The organism is Chromobacterium sp. FG89 (assembly GCF_057808735.1).
Genome location: NZ_JBMDIQ010000041.1, coordinates 1 through 19,350, shown reverse-complemented (window position 1 = coordinate 19,350; position 19,350 = coordinate 1). Strand labels below are relative to the sequence as shown.

General features: G+C 63.5%; 16 protein-coding genes and 1 tRNA gene. 7 read left to right on the top strand and 10 right to left on the bottom strand.

The genetic code is table 11. The features are described from left to right. The 4 genes from ACODRW_RS23590 to ACODRW_RS23575 form a co-directional block, all read right to left on the bottom strand. Positions 1-729 (bottom strand): hypothetical protein (locus ACODRW_RS23590; protein WP_488906836.1); only part of this gene is annotated, 729 nt, incomplete at its 3' end. Positions 730-750: 21 nt separating this feature from the next. Continuing rightward, positions 751-2,103, bottom strand: coding sequence for a hypothetical protein (locus ACODRW_RS23585; protein WP_235089273.1), 1,353 nt, complete (start codon positions 2,101-2,103; stop codon positions 751-753). 509 nt (positions 2,104-2,612) lie between these two features. After that, a complete protein-coding gene (locus ACODRW_RS23580; RefSeq protein ID WP_488906835.1) occupies positions 2,613-3,431 on the bottom strand; it encodes an alpha/beta hydrolase in 819 nt (272 codons plus the stop codon). 294 nt (positions 3,432-3,725) lie between these two features. Further along, positions 3,726-4,328 (bottom strand): response regulator, encoded by a 603-nt coding sequence (locus ACODRW_RS23575; RefSeq protein WP_488906834.1) that lies wholly within the window; start codon positions 4,326-4,328, stop codon positions 3,726-3,728. A 140-nt stretch (positions 4,329-4,468) separates the two neighbouring features. On the opposite strand from ACODRW_RS23575, the gene ACODRW_RS23570 reads away from it, so the two are divergent. The 6 genes from ACODRW_RS23570 to ACODRW_RS23545 all read left to right on the top strand — a co-directional run bounded on the left by ACODRW_RS23570 (position 4,469) and on the right by ACODRW_RS23545 (position 10,593). Beyond that, complete coding sequence (locus ACODRW_RS23570) at positions 4,469-7,405, top strand: hybrid sensor histidine kinase/response regulator (RefSeq protein ID WP_488906833.1); 2,937 nt, start codon at positions 4,469-4,471, stop codon at positions 7,403-7,405. A gap of 84 nt (positions 7,406-7,489) precedes the next feature. Beyond that, positions 7,490-7,819: a DHCW motif cupin fold protein gene (locus ACODRW_RS23565; RefSeq protein ID WP_048411883.1), complete on the top strand. Its 330-nt coding sequence runs from the start codon at positions 7,490-7,492 to the stop codon at positions 7,817-7,819. A gap of 146 nt (positions 7,820-7,965) precedes the next feature. Beyond that, positions 7,966-8,844: an alpha/beta fold hydrolase gene (locus ACODRW_RS23560; RefSeq protein ID WP_488906832.1), complete on the top strand. Its 879-nt coding sequence runs from the start codon at positions 7,966-7,968 to the stop codon at positions 8,842-8,844. A gap of 45 nt (positions 8,845-8,889) precedes the next feature. After that, entirely contained in the window at positions 8,890-9,597 is a 708-nt protein-coding gene (locus ACODRW_RS23555) for an aspartate/glutamate racemase family protein (protein ID WP_488906831.1), read from the top strand. Positions 9,598-9,749: 152 nt separating this feature from the next. Then, positions 9,750-10,178, top strand: coding sequence for a TOBE domain-containing protein (locus ACODRW_RS23550; protein WP_107799160.1), 429 nt, complete (start codon positions 9,750-9,752; stop codon positions 10,176-10,178). A 7-nt stretch (positions 10,179-10,185) separates the two neighbouring features. Then, positions 10,186-10,593, top strand: a complete 408-nt coding sequence (locus ACODRW_RS23545; RefSeq protein WP_488906830.1) for a DUF1801 domain-containing protein — start codon at positions 10,186-10,188, stop codon at positions 10,591-10,593. On the opposite strand, the gene ACODRW_RS23540 is transcribed toward ACODRW_RS23545, so the two are convergent. The 5 genes from ACODRW_RS23540 to ACODRW_RS23520 all read right to left on the bottom strand — a co-directional run bounded on the left by ACODRW_RS23540 (position 10,590) and on the right by ACODRW_RS23520 (position 18,280). Continuing rightward, a complete protein-coding gene (locus ACODRW_RS23540; protein ID WP_227103939.1) occupies positions 10,590-11,351 on the bottom strand; it encodes a hypothetical protein in 762 nt (253 codons plus the stop codon). The two genes, ACODRW_RS23545 and ACODRW_RS23540, sit on opposite strands and share 4 nt — an antisense overlap. 176 nt (positions 11,352-11,527) lie before the next feature. Then, on the bottom strand, positions 11,528-12,940 hold the full coding sequence (locus tag ACODRW_RS23535; protein WP_488906829.1) for an efflux transporter outer membrane subunit: 1,413 nt from the start codon (positions 12,938-12,940) through the stop codon (positions 11,528-11,530). After that, on the bottom strand, positions 12,933-16,067 hold the full coding sequence (locus tag ACODRW_RS23530; RefSeq protein WP_488906828.1) for an efflux RND transporter permease subunit: 3,135 nt from the start codon (positions 16,065-16,067) through the stop codon (positions 12,933-12,935). Before ACODRW_RS23530 ends, ACODRW_RS23535 begins: the two co-directional genes overlap by 8 nt. A 10-nt stretch (positions 16,068-16,077) precedes the next feature. Beyond that, positions 16,078-17,220, bottom strand: a complete 1,143-nt coding sequence (locus ACODRW_RS23525; RefSeq protein WP_488906827.1) for an efflux RND transporter periplasmic adaptor subunit — start codon at positions 17,218-17,220, stop codon at positions 16,078-16,080. A gap of 298 nt (positions 17,221-17,518) precedes the next feature. After that, the gene (locus tag ACODRW_RS23520; RefSeq protein ID WP_227103947.1) at positions 17,519-18,280 is read right to left on the bottom strand and encodes a substrate-binding periplasmic protein; all 762 of its coding nucleotides are present in this window, start codon (positions 18,278-18,280) and stop codon (positions 17,519-17,521) included. Positions 18,281-18,637: 357 nt separating this feature from the next. Here ACODRW_RS23520 and ACODRW_RS23515 point away from each other — a divergent pair, with 357 nt between their 5' ends. Further along, positions 18,638-19,075: an acyl-CoA thioesterase gene (locus ACODRW_RS23515; protein ID WP_158274317.1), complete on the top strand. Its 438-nt coding sequence runs from the start codon at positions 18,638-18,640 to the stop codon at positions 19,073-19,075. Positions 19,076-19,131: 56 nt separating this feature from the next. On the opposite strand, the gene ACODRW_RS23510 is transcribed toward ACODRW_RS23515, so the two are convergent. Further along, positions 19,132-19,222, bottom strand: a tRNA-Ser gene (locus ACODRW_RS23510). Between the last annotated feature and the right edge of the window lie 128 nt (positions 19,223-19,350).

The window sequence follows — 19,350 nt, the reverse complement described above, 5'->3', positions numbered from 1 at the left end:
CACCTGGCCCTGTGCATCCACCTGGCCCGCCGTATTACCCTTCTTGCCCCAAAGCACTTTCGACTTGTCGGTCGCCTCGCCCTTGTTTGCATCAAAGGTGTAGCTGCCGTTCAGGCTTTGGCCCACTTCCAGCTTGCCCTTCAGCTTCAGATCCTGCACTACAGGCTTGGCCTGCGGATCGATTACCAAGCCGCCATTCCCCAAGTCTTGGGTATTGATAGTCAAGGTATTGCCTGCCATCACATCGCTACGCGCCTGCACCGACAGCTCCAGCAGCTTGCCCACGTCCTCCGCCGTCAAAGGCCTGTCCGGCACAGCGCCGCTTTTCTCTACCCTTTGACCTTCGGCGGCGACTCGCCCTGCGGTATCCGAGTAGCCGTAAAGGTAGACGGATTGATCGATAGCGTCGCCATGCGAGTCGGCGAACTGATACGTCGCACTCAAAATCTGCCCCACTTCCAGAGGCACATTGACCCATGCCAGCTGACTAATGCCCACTTCTTCCTTCTGCACGGTAAAATTCTGCACTTTATACGCCGCCTGAGCTTGCATTGGCGTCAAGGCTTGCAGCACCAGCACGCTCAATACCGCCAGCCGGGTGGACACTCGCCGTGCCAGCAGGCCGCGACGGGAAGCCCGGCGACGAGCAGGAACACTGGAGCTCAATTCCGACGTCACCACCCAGCCGGATACCACATCCGACCACTTCAACTGAAAAATCTTATTCATTGTCTGCGCTCTGCTATCTCTTTATTTTGCGGTGGCATCAAAGCCCACGCGCCAGATGACCTGATTTCCATCTCTGACCCGAACGGTGTACTGATCCTCGCCTTGTGGACGCGGCAAACTGGCCACATTCACCACCAGGATGTTGCCTTCCATCCGGAAAACATTGCCGGTGAACAAAACGCCGTTGCGGGTGCTATCAAAAATGAGGCCCTGGCCCTCGCCAACAGGGATGCGCAAATTGCCTTGCGCGTCCACTTCACTGCCTTCAGGCAAACCGTCTTTCTCAACCACAGTCTGCTTGACCCCAGTTGGGTCCACTTTGGCCAGGAAGGTGGCGGGCAGTTGCGCCGGGCGCTCCATAGCGGTTCTCAACAACTCGCTACTGTTCTGCTTTGATCGCGGCCGCAGGCTGGAGGCCAAAGAAACGCCGTGCTCACTGGATTTGTTCTGCAACAGGGCCAAAATGTCGACGTTGACACCCACACCCCAACGGCCGGAGTTTTTTTCGACGCCATCCGCCTTGAAGGCCGTGAAGGCAAAGGTGGGACGCTTCCACTCGATATCCGCCCGTTTCTCCGCCGCCCCCGTCTTCGCCCCCACGCTGAATTGGTTACGCTCGTCAACGGCAAAAGACACTTTGACGTCCACATAAGGCTTGGTAGTGGTTTCCTGGCTGCCATCGCTAAATGGGAAGCGGATCCGCTCCATACCCACTGCGCTTTTGAAAACGAGGTTCTCCGTCGGCGCGTATTGCAGTTCCAGCGCACTGCCCAGCAAGGAACCCGCCGAGATCAAACGCCGGTCTCGCGTTACCACCCAGGCATTGCTGGTTTCATCGACATAGTTTCGGGTATCGAACTGGCTATGGTTTCTGGCTTTAGCACCCCACAACGCCAGTCCCATCGAATGCAGCCCCAGATCGGACTCCGCGGGGTTCAACCAGCTAAGGCTGCCGTAGTAGCCCAGTTGGGAGAGACGAGCGGTTTCTCGGGAACGGAAGAAGTCAAAGTCTTGCTTGCCGGCCATATAATTGACAGCCCCGTGCAGCCTCAAGCCCGTGTCCCCCAAGTCGCCCACTGCATTGAGGACGGCGTCGGCCAGTTTGGACTCCACATGCAAGCGCCCGCCCACAGCCAAACTCGGCAGCAGTAACACGCTGCCCGTTGCCGTGGCGCTGGGATTTGTGCCAAAGCCAAATCCTAGCGAAAGCGCCGAATCATCCGATTCCCGCTTCAGATCGAATGCGCTTTGGCTGAGATTAAGACTGCCGTGATCGGTGGCAAGCGACAAACCGGGGCGGCCCTCGCCCAGCGACTTGGCCGAGCCTGCCAAAGCCTGGCCCATTTGCCCGCCCTTCTTAGCTGCGGATTCCATCAAGGCTTTATCACTGGCTTTGACTGGAATGAACTCTGTTTCTCGCTCCCCAGCATCAGGCTTCCAATTATCGTTGGCCTGAACCCCTCCCGCGCATAACACACTCGATGCCACCGCTACTTGCAACGTTCGTCGCAACATAGTTCCCAACCCCGTAAGCAGTTCTAAAGCCGGGCATTATGTTGAAATGATTTTAAAAAAAACATTTGACCAGTACGAAACCCTCTATCATGCCTTGGTTTTTTCACAACACCATGAACTCATTGAAAACTCACCACATTACTTATCTTTTGCATGAAACCTCATTAAGTAGCATGCAAAATCACCCCCATTCTTCACACACAAAAATTTCTATACGCTTGGCAAACTAAAGCCTATTTTTAACCACAATCAAAAACATGAATACATTAAAAATAAATTAAAATTAACTAACAAAAACAAATAACAGAATTACGCAATCACAACTTTATAGAAAGAAGCCCTATGACACACCCAATAGTTAAACCCTCTCAAAGCAAACCCCCAATCGCCGCAGCCCACCTCTCACCATCACGCCGATAACAAGCATCATGATCACCCCCTTGCATAAACAACTTGGTTTTAGGCTGAGGACTGAGTTGATATAGGCGTTCGCCCAACTCCATCGGCACCACCTCGTCGCCGGAGCAATGGATGAATAGTTTCGGCGCGGCAATGGCCGGCAGTTTGGAATAGGAGGAGAAGTTATGGCGGATCAGCGCGTCAAACGGCAGCCATGAGGCGGTATAGGATTTGGCGATGTCCGCGACGGACAAGAAGCCGCCGTCGATAATCACCCCGTCCACACCCAGCGACACCGCCGCCATATCCATGGCGATGGCCCCGCCCAGCGAGTGGCCGTACACCAGGTGCTTGGACGCCTCCGGCGCCAGCTTCTTGAAGGTCTGCCAGGCCACCCTGGCATCGGTGTAGACCGAACGCTGCGAGGGCAGATACCAGGCGCCGTCGCCGTAGCCGCGGTAGTCGATCGCCATCACCGCCAGGCCCAGCCGACGCAGGCTGAGGATTAAATCGACATCGGTGTGCAGCGTGCTGTCGTTGCCGTGCAAGAACAGCACCGCCGGCGCGGCGGGCGATTCGGCCGGCAACCACCATGCATGCACCAGGCCGCCGCCTTCCGTCTTGGCAACCGGCAACCAGGTTTCCTGGTAAGTCACCCCGTAATCTTGCGGGGTTTTGCCGGTTTGATACGAGGGGCTGAGGATGAAGTATCGTTGCGCCAGCTCCCATAAGCTCAGCGCCAGCAAAACGGCGGCCAACAAGGCCAGGATTCTTTTAAACGCGCCCATGCGCACACCAGACTTTGAAACGCCACCCGCCATCAACAGAGCACCCAGTTCAATATAAACGCCATGCTCGCCTGTCTGCCGTCTTTCAGGCCCAGGCGAAATCCAATCCGGCAGCTTAGCCATGCTCGGTGCGGGGGGATATTTGACCAGTACGAAATGCGCGCCGCGCGGCGGGGATCACACCTTAAAACGACTATACTGGCCGGCCTATGCCTTAGCAGACACGCAGGATGCGCGGGAACCCGCGGCGGGGAAGCGGCACCAAGAAAGGGCCGCCGGGAGAAAAGAAAGGTATCAGGGCTTGAACAGCAGCAGCAGGTCCGCGTCGCGCTCCGCGCCCAGTTTGCGCATGGCGCTGGCTTTCTGGGTACTGATGGTTTGCTTGCTGCGCTTGAGTTTGGCCGCGATGTCGTTCACCGTCAGGCCGGCGACGAAAAGCCGCACCACTTCGGCTTCGCGTGCGGTCAAGGCGCGCTTGTCGGCGGGCTGGGCCAGGTGGTCGGCCTCCAGCAAACGCTCCACCGCCGGGGAGAAGTAGGCCGTTTTGGCCATGGCGCCGTACACCGCCGGCAATAGGCGCTCGATGGCGTCGGATTTGCTCAGGATGCAGTGAATGCCCAGGCCGCGCAGCGAGCGCACCACCAGGGCGTTGTCCATCATGGTGAGCACCACGATGCCCAGCTCCGGGTACAGCCGGCGCAAGCGCTCGAACATGGCCGCGCCGTCGCCGGATTCACAGCCGGGCATGGAGTAATCGGACACCAGCACGTCGCAAGGCTGGCTGGCCAGCATGTCCCACAGAGCGGTGGCGCTATTGGCCTTGCCCGCCACGCGGATGGAGCGCTGCCCTTGCAAGGCGTGCTCCAAGCCGCTGAGCACCGAGGGATGATCATCCACTAAGAAGACTTTTATTTCCGCTGTCGCCATGTCGTTCACATGAAATTTAAACAATTGTTTTCAAGACATTCTATTTTTATAGCTAAGCAAATATCCTGAAAATGGTCAACCGCCCAGCCAAGCCCCACGCCGAAAACCGTATGCGCAACTCAAGCCAGCCCTCCCCTCAAAGCCAGCCGCTCAGCCGCCTGCGGCGCATCCAGCGCATTACTTTGTTTGGCGGGGGCGTCGCCATTTCTCTGGCGCTGCTGGCTTTGACCTTGCTGACGCTCTGGCTGGCCGGCAAGGAAATGCTGGCGGACCGGCACCGGATGTTCGATGCGGAAAATACGACGCTGAAGGTACTGCTCAGAGGGCATGCGATCGATCTCCACCACCAGGTCAGCCAGGCCGAGACGGCATGGAAGGCGCTGCCCAAAGCCAGCCCGGCGCTGCAGCGCCAATTCACCGCGCAGAATGGGGAAGCCTGGCTGCAAGCCTCCCAGGCTCACCCTCCGATGCTGGCCTTGGGCAAGCTCTCCGCCCCCTACCCGGCCCCCCGTTTCGAGCCTTATCTGGCGCTGGCGGAACATGCCGCCAGCGCGATGTGCGGCGGCGATTGCGAGTTGAGAAAATCGGTAACCGTTTCTTTGTATAGCCCGGACCAGCGGTTTCTGGCGATTATCTCCCCCAGCTTCTCCTCTGCGGCGCCCGCCCAGCTAGGCAGCAAAGAAACGCTCTGGCAAAGGACTTTCACCAATATGCCCAATCCAACGGCCGCCAACGGCCAAGCCGGCCGTCAGCCGGCTTGGCTGGCCGCCGTCGCCGCGCCGCTGACCCGCCGGCCCGCCATCCGTCTGGCGCAGGCCGCCGTGGTGGACGGCGCGCCTGTCGCCGTGTTCGTCAGGGATATCCGCATCGATAACTTGCTGAATACCTGGCGGCCGGACATCAGCGATGAAACCACTTTGCTCGCCAGTCCTATGGGGCCGCTTCACATCAGCTTTGGCTGGCAAGCGCAGCAAGGCGTGAAGCTGATCGCAAGGCTCCGCGCCATGGACCTGCCCGTAATCAACGAAGCGGTATCCGATATCCAGTACCGCGACGGCCTGTTCATCCTGCGCGCCCGTCTGCCCACCCCGGGCTGGGTTCATATTCAAGTCTTCCCATGGTATAGCCTGCTGAATGATTTGAGGCTGCCGCTGATCATTGATCTCAGCACGCTGCTGGTTGCCTTGACTTGCTTATGGACCTTCATTCTGTTGCTGGATCGCAAGATCTTCAAACCGGCTTTTTCCAACGCCCAGCGCATTTTTGAAAGCGAGAACCTGAACCGCATCATGGTGGACACCGCGCCCTCGGGCCTGACGCTGCTGTCCATCGCGGACGGCACGGTGCTGCTGGAAAACGAGGTGATGCGGCAATGGACGCGGATGGGTTCAATTGCCCGCTCGTCCCTGCACCTGCAGTTGCTGGACACCCACCAGACCGCGTCCCCGCTCGGCACCACGCCTTGCCACCGGGACATCCAGTTTGAGCTGGCGGACGGCAGCGCCATGGAGCTGCACAGCACCACCATGGCCACGCATTACCAGGGCATCCGGGTTCTACTGTGCAATGTGGTGGACATTACCCCGCGCAAGGCGCTGGAGCGCCAGCTGGAAAGCGCGCGCCAAACGGCGGAGGCGGCCAGCCAGGCGAAATCTTCCTTTGTGGCCATGGTCAGCCATGAAATCCGCACCCCGCTGCACGCCATCGTCAGCAGCCTGGATTTGCTCGGCCGCGCCCAACTGGCCGCGCCGCAACAACAGCGCCTGGCGGTAGCCAATCATTCGTCCCAGGCCTTGCTGGCCATCATCAACGACATTCTGGACTTGTCCAAGGTGGAGTCCGGGCTGATGAGCGTGGAGCGGATTCCCTTCGATCTGGCCGCGCTCGGCCGCGAAGCGGCGGCCAGCATGGAGCCGCTGGCCCGCGCCAAGGGCCTGGAATTCTCCTGCATGATAGACGCGCAATTGGCGCCGGCTTATCTGGGCGATCCCGGCCGCGTCCGGCAGATCATGCTGAATCTGCTGGGCAACGCGATCAAGTTCACGCTCAGCGGCGAGGTGTTGCTGGAGGTCTATCCGCAGGATGACGACCGCGCGGATTCGCCGGTGCGCATCGGCGTGACGGACAGCGGCGTGGGCATCCCCGCCGAGTACCACGACCAGGTGTTCACCGAGTTTTCCCAGGCGGACGCCTCCATCACCCGCCGCTTCGGCGGCACCGGCCTGGGCCTGTCGCTCTGCAAGAAACTGGCGGAATTGCTGGCGGGCACGATTGAATTCACCTCCACTCCCGGGGTGGGCAGCACCTTCGTCGTGACCCTGCCCTTGCCGCCCTGCGCCGCCGCGCCGGCTGCCGAGCCGCCCGCCGTCGCGGCCGGCCCGGCCGCGCCGGCGGCCCGCATCCTGGTGGTGGACGACCACCCGGCAATCCGGGCGCTCATCCAGGACCAGCTCCGCGAGCTGGGCCATCAGGCGGACACCGCCGCCAACGGCGCCGCCGCGCTGGCGCTGGCCGCCCGTCAGGCCTACGCCCTGGTGCTGACCGATCTGAGCATGCCGGACATCAGCGGTTACAGCCTGGCCCGGGCGCTACGCGACAGCGGCTTCGCCGCCCCCATCGTCGCCATCACCGCGCAGGCCGGCAGCGCGGAACAGCCGCTCTGCGCTCAGGCCGGCATCGACGAGCTCATGCTCAAACCCTTTACCCTGGAGGAACTGGACCGCGTGATCCGCAAACGCCTGGCCTTGCGCCCCACCGAAGACCGCCCGGCCGCCAGACCGCCCGCGCCCTTGTCCGCCGCCCGGCGCGCCGAACTGCTGGACGCGCTGGATCATTCCCTGCGGCTGATGAGGCAAGCTTTGGAACAGATGGACACCGCCCCGCTGACGCAGCAGTTGCACGCCACCAAGGGGGCTTTCGCCATGGCCGGCTTGGCGCCGGTGGCGGAGCTGTGTACGGAAATCGAGCAAGCGGTGGCGGCCGGCCTGCGCGAAGAAACCGGCGCGCTGCTGGATCGGCTGGAGGCGCTGGCGCACGCGAGACTTTGAACAGGCTCTAAGACCGCTATCGCGGCCCGGGGACATCGGCGACAATGGCCAGGCGCTTAGACCCCCTACCCAAGAGGAGCCGCCATGAAAATATCCGATCTTCCATTCGGCATCAGCGATTGGTCCGCGCTGGAGCCCACCCAGCATGCCGGCGAAACCGGCTGCGCCTATTGGCGCACCCAGCGCTTCGGGGACATCCGCGTCCGCATGGTGGAATACACGCCGGGCTACCGCGCGGATCACTGGTGCGTCAAAGGCCACATTCTGCTGTGTCTGGAAGGGGTGCTGCACACCACGCTGGCGGACGGCCGCAGCTTCACCTTGACGCCCGGCCTCAGCTACCAGGTGGCCGACGACGCGGAACCGCATCTGTCCCATACCGAAACCGGCGCCAAGCTGTTCATCGTCGATTAAGGCCGGGCGCGCCGGCTCCCGCCCTTTTGCCGCACCCTCGGAACGGGCTTGCGGCAAGGGGAGGAAGCGCCGAGCGCCATTTCCTTTGAAAAGATCACGCCGCGAGCGCCTGCCGCGGCGGCTCGTCGGAACCGGGACATCCAGCGATGACAAACGAGGTGCTCATCCGGCTGCTCAGCCAAGATCAGGTCTCCCTGGCGCTGTGGAAGATCTCCAGCCCCGCCTCCCAGCCGCGTCATCTGTTCATGACGCACGGCACTTTTTCGGATAGGCGCATCTGCCTGGGCCTGGCGAGACATCTGGCGGAGCGGGGATTCACTTGCTGGATTCTTGAATGGCGCGGCCACGGAGACAGCCAGCGGGACCCGCCTCCTTTCAATTTTGAGACCGTCGCGCTGTTTGACGTGGCCGCGGCGCTGCGCTACCTGCTGGAAGAGGAAGGGATCGTCCGCCTCCACTGCGTGACCCACAGCGGAGGGGGACTGGCGCTGGCGATGTGCTTGTTGCGCCATCCTCATTTCAACCAAGCCATCGGGAAAATAGCGCTCTTCGCCTGCCAAGCGGGCTATGCCGCCCAGACTCCCTGGCGACGGCTGCGCCTTATCGGCATGAGGGAAGCCTGCCGCCTGGCGGGCAGGCTGCCCGGGAAAAGGCTGGGAATCGGCGTTCAGGACGAGTCCTGGCACATGATGCGTCAATGGTTTGACTGGAACATCCACAGACGCTTCAATGGCGCAGACGGCTTTGATTATCTGCGGCGTTTACCGCAAATCTCAGCACCCATCCTCGCGGTCTTTGCCGAAAACGACTCTCTCATTGCCCCGCCCTCCGCCTGCCGGCAGTTTCTGGCGGCCTTTAAAGGGCAAGAGAACCAGGCGCTATTCTGTTCGGTCGCGGCCGGGTTCAGCGCGGGCTACAACCATGCCAGGGTGATGCACTCCTCCTCCGCCAGCAAAGAGGTGTGGCCCTTGCTGCTGGACTGGCTGGAAAAACCCGAGGCCCGCGCGCTCGCCGCAGTAACTTGATCCCTCCCTCGCTCCGTATCTTTTATAAACAGCTTAAGGAACGCCATGAGAACCCTCGGCCTGCTGGGCGGCATCAGTTGGGTATCGACGCTGGATTACTATCGCTATCTGAACGAAGGCATCAACACGGCCCTGGGCGGCCTCAATTTTGCCGAGTGCGTCGTCTACTCGCTGAATTTCAACGATATCCAGCAGCGCGGCTGGGACGACTGGGAGCACACCTATGCGCTGCTGCTCAAAGGCTGCCTGCATTTAAAAGCCGCCGGGGCCGAGGCCATCGTGCTGTGCGCCAATACCGCGCACGTCGTGGCCGAGCGCCTGGAAACGGCCGCGGGCCTCCCCATCATCCATATCGCCGCCGCCACGGCGCGGGAAGTCGCCAAGCAGCGGCTGCGGACCGTGGGACTGCTCGGCACTCAATTCACCATGGAGCTGCCGTTTTTCCGGGACAAGATGCGGCAAAACGGCATTGAGACCTTGATCCCGGAGGCTCAGCACACCCGCGATTTCATTCAGCGCACCCTGCGCGACGAGCTGGGCCGCGGCGTGGCGTCGCCGGCCACCAAGGCCGCTTATCTGGAGGCAATCCAACAGTTGATAGCGCGCGGCGCCGAGGGCATCGTCTTCGGCTGCACCGAGCTTCCGCTGCTGTTGAGCCAGGCCGACGTGCCGGTGCCCGTGTTCGACACCACCCGGATTCATGTCGAAGCCGCGCTTGAGTTCGCGCTCACGGACGCCGCTGGCCGGCAATAGACGCCGAGCCGCGACCGTTCTCGGTCTCGCGCCCAGGCGAGACCTTGGACGAACCTTAGGCCGAAATAGCTGCCAACGCGCCGCCCGCTTCCGCATATACTGTCCGCACATCGCCAATGACACCCCCACCCATCCGACATCAAGGACCTCCGATGCTCACCAGCGCCCGTAATCAGTTCGCCGGCAAAGTCACCGCCATCCATCCCGGAGCGGTCAACGACGAGATCGACCTCACCCTGCCGGGCGGCGAGGTGATCACCGCCGTCATCACCCAGCGCAGCACCGCCAACCTGGGCCTGACCGTGGGCTGCGACGCACTGGCCATCATCAAGGCCCCCTGGGTGATCCTGGCCAATCCCGAAGCCGGCATCAAGCTCTCCACCCGCAACCGCCTGGAAGGCCGGGTGTCCGCGCTGCGTCCGGGCGCGGTCAACGCCGAGGTCGAAATCCGTCTCAACGGCGGCGACGCCCTGGTGGCCATCGTCACCCAGGAGAGCGCGGACGACCTTGGCCTGGCCGTCGGCAAAGCCATCGTCGCCTTCTTCAAGGCCTCCCACGTGATTGTCGGCGTCCGGATCTGAGCCCGGCATGAAGCCCTCCTCCACGGCCGAGCGCGCGCCGGCCTCCGTCCTGATAGACCGCAGAATCGCCGAACTCGGCGACTGGCGCGGCGCGGCCTTGGCGCGGATGCGGCGGCTGATCCGGGAAGCCGCCCCGGACGTGATCGAAGAATGGAAATGGATGGGCACCCCGGTCTGGTCCTTGCGGGGCATCCTCTGCACCGGCGAGTCTTACACTTCCGTCGTTAAACTGACCTTCATCAAAGGCGCGGCGCTGCCGGACCCGGCCCAATTGTTCAACGCCAGCCTGGACGGCAAGGCCAGGCGGGCGATCGATATCCGCGAGGGCGAGGAAGTGGACGCGGAGGCGTTCAAGGCGCTGATTCTGGCCGCCGTCGCGCTCAATGCCGGCGGCGGCAAAAGCAAGCCGACCTAGAGCCTAGACCGCTCCGCGGCCGCGCGCCGCCTGTCTCGCAGATAACGCCACACGCCGTTCAGAATGGCTGTCGGCGACAGCTCGGCCATGGCCAGCAAGCCGTGGCCCTCATGGTAGTCCGGGTTGTGCTCGACAAAATAGCGCGCCGCCGGGCGCGGGTGCTGCAGCCAGAATTGCCGGTCGGTCTGGCTGTCCCGGGTCAAAATGCCCAGCTTCACCACAAAGGGGCGCTCCGCCGCGGGCGCCGCCATGCCGAAACTGCCGCACAACTCCGCCGCCAGCCGCGCCAGCGGCTGCTCCATGCCCCGCTCCGGGCTGGGCCACATGCCGGCGGCGTACTTGTGCATCTGGATGAAGCTGGACGGATGGATCATCGCGCCCAGGAAATACATGGGCCGCCACGGGCTGCGCAGCCAGTAGCGCAACATGCAGCCGGCCAGGAAAGGCATATTGCTGTTGCGGCCGCGGTAGTCTTTGAGCAGCCCGGCCTGCCCGCGCAAAACCTTGACTTCGCGCCCCGCCGCGCGGCGCTGGAACAGGTGGACGGCGCAATAGCCCACCGCCTGACCGTGTTCGCCGCGATGCAGCAGGATGCTGCTGTGCTCGGACTCCGGCAACACCATCTTGCGGAAGGCCGCCCGGTCCATGCCGCTGAAAACGGCGTCGTGCACTTGATAGGCTTCATCCACCAGGCGCTCGCGCCCGGCCATGGTCAACAAGTGCGGATATAGGGTGTCTGAGTGAGTGATGGTGCCCATGGCTCCTCGCGCGGGGTGGGACGTCGAAACGCAGCGCATGGTAAGCAGCGGGTCCGGACATCACCACTGACAGATATGCCAATGTTGTTTTTAATTCACTCAAGACCGCCGGCCCGCGCCCAGGCCAAGCATGAAAAAACCCCGCCAAGGCGGGGTTTGTCTTTGCACGTAGCGGATCAGGACTTGGCCGGGGCTTCCCAGCCGCCGCCCAGCGCCTTGTACAGGCCCACCACGGCATTCAGTTGGTCCAGCTTGGCGCTCACCAGGCCCAGCTCCGCCTGGAAGCTGTTGCGTTGCGCGTCCAGCACGTCCAGATAGCTGGCGTAGCCGTTGTCGTAACGCAGATTGGCCAGGCGCAGCGATTTGTTCAAGGCCTGGAACTGCGTGGTTTGCGCCGCCTGGATCTCCCGCGCCGCGCCGTAGCCGGACAGCGCGTCCAGCGCGTCCTTGAACGCGCTTTGCACCGTCTTCTGATACTGCGCCAGCGCCTGCTTCTGCCGCGCGCTGGCCGCGTCCACCGCGTAGCCGGTCTGGCCGAAGTTGAACACCGGAGCAGCCAGATTGCCGACAAAGCTCCAGGTCCGCGTCGGGCCGGTGAACAGGGTGTCCAGCGACAGGCTTTGCGAACCCAGCGCCCCGCTCAGGCTGATGCTGGGGAAGTAGGCCGCGCGCGCCACGCCGATGCGGGCGTTGGCGGCGACCAGCTGCTGCTCGCTGGCGGCGATGTCCGGCCGCCGCTCCAGCAGGCTGGAGGACAGGCCGGCCGGCACTTCCGGCGGGGTGGACAGCGCGTCCAGGCTTTGGCCGCGCTGGATGCCGCCGGCCACCAGCTGCTTGGGTGAGTGGCCGAGCAGCACGCCCAGCGCGCTTTCGGTCTGCTCCAGCGCGCTGGCGATCTGCGGCACCTTGGCGCGGGCGGAGGCCGCTTCGGCCTCGGCCTGCTGCTGGTCCAGCTCCGAGATCAAGCCGCCCTTGAAGCGCTTGGTCTGCAGCTTCAGCGACTCCTCGCGGCTTTGCAGCGTGCGCTTGGCGATGTCCAACTGGGCGTCGTAGGCGCGCAGCTGGAAATAGGTCTGCGCGGTTTGCGCGGCGATCGCCAGCTTCGAGCTGTCGCGGGCGAAACGGCTGGCGGCGAAGTCGGCGCGGGCCGCTTCATTGCCGCGGCGCAGCTTGCCCCACAGGTCCAGTTCCCAAGACGCGGTGAGGTTGGCGTTGCGCACGTCGCTGACCAGCGGCGCGCCCGGCGTGCTTGTCGCGCTGGAAGCGCGGCCACGCTGATAGCCGGCGTTGGCGTTCAGCGTCGGCAGCAGCTGGGCGCGGGCGATGCCGGCCTGGGCGGCGGCTTCGTCGACGCGGGCGGAGGCGGCGGCCAGGTCCTGGTTGTGTTCCAGGGCTTGGGCGATCAACTGATCCAGCACCGGATCGTTGAACTGCTTCCACCAGTCCAGGGCGATGGCCGGGTTCTGGGCCGCAATGTGGACCTGGCCGCTGTCCGGCAGCTCCAGTTTGGGGCGGCTGTAGTCGGGGCCGACCGCGCAAGCGCTCAGCGCCAGCGCCGCCAATGAGGGCATCAGCGCGCGTTTAAACATTGTCGGCCTCCTCCGCCGCAGCCGGCGCTTTGCGCCGCTCCGACGCCTGCATGATCAAGCGGAAAAACAGCGGCACGAAGAAAGTGGCGATAAAGGTGGCGGCCAGCATGCCGCCCACCACCGGCGTGCCCAGCGCGCGGCGGCTGGCGGAGCCCGCGCCGCTGGAAATCACCAAGGGCACGCAGCCCAGGATGAAGGCCAGTGAGGTCATCACGATGGGACGGAAGCGCAGCCGCGCCGCTTCCAGCGCGGCGTCCATCAGCGGCAGGCCCTGCTGGCGCTGCTGCACCGCGAACTCCACGATCAGGATGGCGTTCTTGGCGGCCAGGCCCACCAGGGTGACGACGCCGATCTGGAAATAGACGTTGTTGTCCTGATGGCCGATGACGGCGGCGAGCAAGGCGCCGAACAGCGCGAAAGGCACCGAGGTCACCACCGCCAGCGGCAGGCTCCAGCGTTCGTACTGCGCCGCCAGGATCAGGAAGACCATCAGGATGCCGAACAGAAAGGCCATGGTGGCGGTGCCGCCGGCCAGTTTTTCCTGATAGGCGCTGCCGCTCCAAGCCAGCGCGTAATCGTTGCCCAACACTTGCCGGGTCACCTCTTCCAGCGCCTGGATGGCCTGGCCGGAGCTGACGCCGGGCGCGGGCTGGGCCAGGATTTTGGCGGCGTTGAAGATGTTGAAGCGGTCCACCAGTTCCGGCCCGTAACTGGATTTGACCTCCACCAGGCTGGACAACGGCACCATCACGCCCTCGGCGGAGCGCACATAGATATTGGCGATGTCTTCCGGCCGCGCGCGGAAGTCCGCCTCGGACTGCAGCTGCACCTTGTAAGTGCGGCCGAACTTGTTGAAGTCGTTGACGTAGAGCTGGCCGAAAGTGGCTTGCAGGGTGTCGAACACCTGGTTGATGTCCACGCCCAGCGCCTTGGTCTTTTCGCGGTCCAGGTCCAGATACTTCTGCGGCACATTGGCGCGGAAGGTGGTGGCCACGCTGGCGAACTCCGGCCGCTGCCGCGCCGCGGCCAGCAGTTTTTCCGCCGCCTGGCTGAGCTTTTGCGCGCCCTGGTCGCCGCGGTCCTGCAAATAGGCTTCCAGGCCGCCGGTGGTGGACATGCCGATGATGGGCGCCGGGTTGAAGGCGCTCATCACACCGGCCTGCACGGTGCGGCCCAGGCGATTGAACTCGGCGGCCACGGAGAAGGAATCCTCGCCCTTGGCCTTGCGCTGGTCCCAGTCCTTGAGGGTGACGAAGCTGGTGCCGCGGTTGGTCTGCTTGGAGCCGGACAAGATGTCGAAACCGGTGAAGGTGGTGACGCTTTCCACATTGGGATTGGCCATCATCAGCCGGTCGAATTCCGCCGTGGCCTTGGCGGTGCGGGTCAGCGCGGCCGCGTCCGGCAAGGCGGTGTTGGCGAACAGCGTGCCCATGTCCTCATTGGGCACCAGCGAGCCCGGCACTTTCTGATACAGGCCGACGGTGGCGGCCAGAACGACGGCGATCAGGCCGAAGGCGACGCCGACACGGCGGTTGAGAAACAACACGCCCAGCACGTAGCGGCCGGTCAGGCGTTCGAAAGCGCGGTTGAACCACTGGAAAAAGCGCGGCGGCTGGTGATGGCCGGGCTTGAGCAGCAAGGCGCACAAGGCCGGGGTCAGCGTTAGCGCGACAATGCCGGAAATGATCACCGACATGGCGATGGTGACGGCGAACTGCTTGTACATCACCCCGGTCATGCCGCCCATGAAGGCCACCGGCAGGAAGACCGCGCACAAGACCAGCACGATGGCCACCAGCGCGCCGGACACCTCGCCCATCGCCAGCACCGCGGCTTCCTTGGCGCCGCAGCGGCGCTCGCTCATGATGCGTTCGACGTTTTCCAGCACCACGATGGCGTCGTCCACCACGATGCCGATGGCCAGCACCATGCCGAACAGGGTCAGCAGATTGATGGAGAAGCCCAAGAGCAGCATGCCGGCGAAGGTGCCGACCAGCGACACCGGCACCGCGATGCAGGGAATCAGCGTGGCGCGGAAATTCTGCAGGAACAAATACACCACCAGGAACACCAGCACAGTGGCTTCCAGCAGGGTTTTCACCACGCCGTCGATGGAGACTTTGACGAATTTGGTGGTGTCGAAGGGAATGGTGTAGTCCACGCCGGCCGGGAAGCGGACCTTGAGCTCCTCCATCTTGGCGGCAATGGCGGCGGACACCTTGAGCGCGTTGGCGCTGGGTTGCAGATAGGTGGTGATGCCCACGCTGGGCTTGCCGTTGCGGGTGCCGATCACATCGTAGTCGTTGCCGCCCATCTCCACCCGCGCCACGTCCTTGACGCGGATCTTGGAGCCGTCCGGCATCGAGCGCACGATGATGTTCTCAAACTCCTTGGGTTCGCTGAGCCGGCCCTTGGCGTTGACGGTGTAGGTGAAGCTGATGGGCGCGCTGGTGGGCTGGGCGCCGATCTTGCCAGCGGCGAACTGGGCGTTCTGCTCACGCACCGCCTTGGCCACGTCGGACGGGGTCAGGCCCAGCTGGGCCATGCGGTCCGGCCGCAGCCACAGCCGCATCGCGTAGTCGGTGCCGCCCATCATCGCCACATCGCCCACGCCGGGAATGCGCTTGAGCTCGTCCATCACATTGAGCAGGGCGAAATTGGACAGATAGTTGCGGTCGTACTGGCCGGTGGGCGAGCCGATGGAGATCACGCTGAGCACCGAGGTGGATTTCTTGCGCACGGTGACGCCCTGGCGCTGCACTTCGTCCGGCAGCTGTTTCATCGCCGCCTGCACCCGGTTGTTGACGTCGATGGTGGCCTGGTCCGGATCCGTGCCCACGGCGAAATAGACATTGAGGCTGAGCTGGCCGTTGGAGGCGGCGCTGGATTGCATGTAAAGCATGTTTTCCACGCCGTTGAGCTGCTGCTCCAAGGGCGCGGCCACAGTCTGGGCGATGGTTTCCGGCGTGGCGCCCGGATAGTTGGCCGACACCGACACCACGGCCGGAACGATCTGCGGGTACTGCTCCACCGGCAGCGCGCGCATCGCCGCCAGGCCGGCCAGCACGATGACGATGGACAGCACGCTGGCGAAAATGGGGCGGTTGATGAAGAAACGCGAGAACATGGCTAGCTCCTCACGCCTTGGCCGGCGCGGCGGCCACCGGCTTGACCACGGCGCCGGGGCGGGCCTGCATCAGGCCGTCCACAATCACCTTCTCTCCAGCCTTGAGGCCGGATTCGATCACCACCCGGCCGCCCACCTGAGCGCCCAGCTTGACCATTCTGGCCTGCACCTTGTTGTCCGCGCCCACCACCATCAGCTGATTGTCCGCCTGGGCCTGGACAACGGCCTGTTCCGGCACGGTCAGCACGTTCTTGCGCACGCCCAGGTCCAGCATCACGCGCACGAATTGCCCGGGCAGCAGACGCTCGTCTTCATTGGGAAATTGCGCGCGCGCGCTGATGGTGCCGGTCTTGGGATCCACGCGGTTGTCGCGGAAATCCAGCTTGCCGCTTTGCGGAAAGACGCGGCCGTCCGCCAGACGGATCCGCACCGGATGGTGGCTGCCGTCTTCCGCGCTCACTTTGCCGGTGGACAGGCTGTGTTCGTAATTGAGACTGTCCTGCTCGGAAATGGAGAAATTGACGTAGATGGGATTGAGCTGGGAAATGGTGGTCAGCGGCTCGGCGGCGTCCACGCGGATCAGGCTGCCTTCGGATTGCACCTGCTTGCTGGTCAGACCCGGAATCGGCGCGGTGACGCGGGTGTAGTCCAGATTGAGCTGGGCTTCCTTGACCTTGGCGTCGGCGGACTGCTTGGCCGCCTTGACGGAGTTCAGCGCCGCCACCGCGTTGTCGTAATCCATTTTGGACACCGCCTGCTCCTGGTACAGCGGGCGGATGCGCGTCAGATCGGCGTCGGCTTTTTGCAGCGCGGCCAGCTGCACCGCCTGCGCGCCCTTGGCCTGTTCCAGCTGCGCCTGATACGGCGCGGGGTCGATCTGGAACAGCGTCTGTCCCTGCTTCACCGGCTGGCCTTCCACATAAGTGCGCTTGAGCAGAATGCCCCCCACGCGGGCGCGCACCTCGATATCGCGGTAACCGGCGGTTTCGCCCACCAGTTCCATGGTCATCGGCACATCGCCGGGCGCGGCGGTTTCCACCGTGACTTGCGGGACGGCGGCGGCCTTTTGCTGCGGCGAGCCGCAAGCGGCCAGCCAGACCGGCGCAGACAATAGCAGGGCAAGCGACAATAGCTGCCGCGACGGATAGCGCATTATTATTTCTCCATATGAGCGGGTATTCGGGAATGGCGGGCAAACCCAGGGCGCAAGCAAGCAGCCTTGTCGACAAAGACGCGGACGGTCCCGCGAGGCGCGGGCCGTGCCTTATTAGGGATGGCTTAGCAGTGCCTTATTAAAACAGCCGCTTGTGAAGGGTGTTTTTTAAAAATCGGCGTTTTTGTAAATTGCGGGTAAATTCGCGGGAAAACGATGTGAAGAGTTGTGAATGCGAATCAAATGCGCGGCGTGGACGCCGCCGCGGCCGGCCTCCGGCCTGCCCGCCGCGCCGCCCTCATTTCGCCGGCGGCGCAGGCTGAAAGCGGCGAAGCATGCGCTCGTAACTGCCGTCGCCGCGCATGGCGCGCAGGCCGGCCTCGAACTGGTCCGCGTACGCCCTGCCCTTGGGCCGCGCCTTGGAGAAGGCCAGCCAGAAACCATCCTGGCTGATCCGCCCCGCCTGCCGGACCCGCCCGGCCGCGAACGGGTTGCCGCGGATGCGCAGTTGTCCGGGGCGCGCGTTCATCAACACATAGTCCACGCGCCGGGCCAACAGCATGCGAATCAGGTCCTCATCGGAATGAGCCACCGATTTGACGATCTTGGGATCGCGCATGAAAACGCTGGGATAGGTGTAATCCTGGGTGATACCCACCCTGCGGCCGGCCAAATCGCGCAGGCCCAGCCCGGCTCCGCCGGCGGCGAGCGCGAAGATGGCCAGTTCTTCGGTGAACATCGGCGTTTGATGCCACCAGAATTGCTCGCGATTATCGTCGGTAATGGTGGCGCTGAGGCAGCCGTCGGCGCGGCCGACGCGCGCCAGCATCAGGCAGCGCGCAAACGGCACCAGCACAAAGCGGACCTCGACGCCCCGGCGGCGGAACGCCTCGCGCGCCAGTTGCGGCGCCAGCCCCTGCGCGGCGCCGTCGGCGCCGCGCGCCGAATACGGCGGCCAATCGTCCTCCACTGCGATGAGCAGGGCCGGAGCCGCATCGGCCGCCTGCGCCGCAACGGCCAGCAGGCCCGCGCACAGGGCTCGTCGAAACCACGCTTGCATCTGAACCCTCCCGCCGAGAAGCCGCGAGCCGGAGATGGACAAACGCCGCGCGCGCCAATGCTTAATATCGACAACTTTACACTACAAACCGCGCATGAAGGCGCCTCGCCTGCGGCGGGAACCGGCCTCGGAACCATGCGACGCCGCGGGACGGCGACGCGGCGTGGGCGCGCCATCCAAGCGGATCGCGCGGTTTCTCGATGCGCGGGGCCGCATAGAACAAGCGGCCGGCTTTCCGCATCGCCGCTTGAGCCCAAGCGGGCTTGCGGCAAAGCGCTTGACCCCCGCGCGCGGGCAATGCCAAGATCATGAACCGCCCCGCCTTCACGCTAACCGCTGCCGCCCGAGGAGATTGGTTTGGAACCGTTTTGCCATCCGCTGGAAGTGCGCTGGTCCGACTGCGACGCTAACCAGCACGTCCGCCATACCGCCTACGCCGATTTCTGTACCCATGCCCGCATAGAATGGCTGCGCGGCCAAGGCTTTGGCTTTGAACAATTTCAGGCGCTGGGGTTCGGCCCGGTCATTTTCAAGGAGTGGACCGAGTATTTCAAGGAACTGCGGCTGAGCGAGCGCATTCACGTGCGCCTGGCCATCGCCGGCCTGAGCCAGGACGGCAAGCGCTTTTGCATCCGCCACGAGATTTACAAGGAGGACGGCCGCCTGGCCGCGCGTCACGAAGTCAGCGGCTCCTGGATAGACCTGACGCTGCGCAAGCTGACCGCGCCGCCGCCGGAATTGAGCGCCATTTTCGCCTGGGCGGAGCGAACCGAGGATTTCCAGGCGCTGGATTGAGGCATGCCGGACGCGAAAAAGCCCTGACTATGCAGTCAGGGCTTTTTTGCTTGCTTTGGCGGAGAGGGGGGGATTCGAACCCCCGTTAGGGTATTACCCTAAACACGCTTTCCAGGCGTGCGACTTAAACCACTCATCCACCTCTCCGGAGGTGTCCTGCTTGTTTGCGCCGGTCAGGCCGGAGCAATAAAAAAACCGCCAGGGCAGTTTTTGTCGATTCTGGCGGAGAGGGGGGGATTCGAACCCCCGTTAGGGTATTACCCTAAACACGCTTT

Coding starts and splice junctions, on each gene's coding strand:
- ACODRW_RS23585 (WP_235089273.1), bottom strand. CDS start 2,103: ATGGAATCCGCAGCTAAGAAGGGCGGGCAAATGGGCCAGGCTTTGGCA.
- ACODRW_RS23580 (WP_488906835.1), bottom strand. CDS start 3,431: ATGGGCGCGTTTAAAAGAATCCTGGCCTTGTTGGCCGCCGTTTTGCTG.
- ACODRW_RS23570 (WP_488906833.1), top strand. CDS start 4,469: ATGCGCAACTCAAGCCAGCCCTCCCCTCAAAGCCAGCCGCTCAGCCGC.
- ACODRW_RS23565 (WP_048411883.1), top strand. CDS start 7,490: ATGAAAATATCCGATCTTCCATTCGGCATCAGCGATTGGTCCGCGCTG.
- ACODRW_RS23560 (WP_488906832.1), top strand. CDS start 7,966: ATGACAAACGAGGTGCTCATCCGGCTGCTCAGCCAAGATCAGGTCTCC.
- ACODRW_RS23555 (WP_488906831.1), top strand. CDS start 8,890: ATGAGAACCCTCGGCCTGCTGGGCGGCATCAGTTGGGTATCGACGCTG.
- ACODRW_RS23550 (WP_107799160.1), top strand. CDS start 9,750: ATGCTCACCAGCGCCCGTAATCAGTTCGCCGGCAAAGTCACCGCCATC.
- ACODRW_RS23545 (WP_488906830.1), top strand. CDS start 10,186: ATGAAGCCCTCCTCCACGGCCGAGCGCGCGCCGGCCTCCGTCCTGATA.
- ACODRW_RS23540 (WP_227103939.1), bottom strand. CDS start 11,351: ATGGGCACCATCACTCACTCAGACACCCTATATCCGCACTTGTTGACC.
- ACODRW_RS23535 (WP_488906829.1), bottom strand. CDS start 12,940: ATGTTTAAACGCGCGCTGATGCCCTCATTGGCGGCGCTGGCGCTGAGC.
- ACODRW_RS23530 (WP_488906828.1), bottom strand. CDS start 16,067: ATGTTCTCGCGTTTCTTCATCAACCGCCCCATTTTCGCCAGCGTGCTG.
- ACODRW_RS23525 (WP_488906827.1), bottom strand. CDS start 17,220: ATGCGCTATCCGTCGCGGCAGCTATTGTCGCTTGCCCTGCTATTGTCT.
- ACODRW_RS23520 (WP_227103947.1), bottom strand. CDS start 18,280: ATGCAAGCGTGGTTTCGACGAGCCCTGTGCGCGGGCCTGCTGGCCGTT.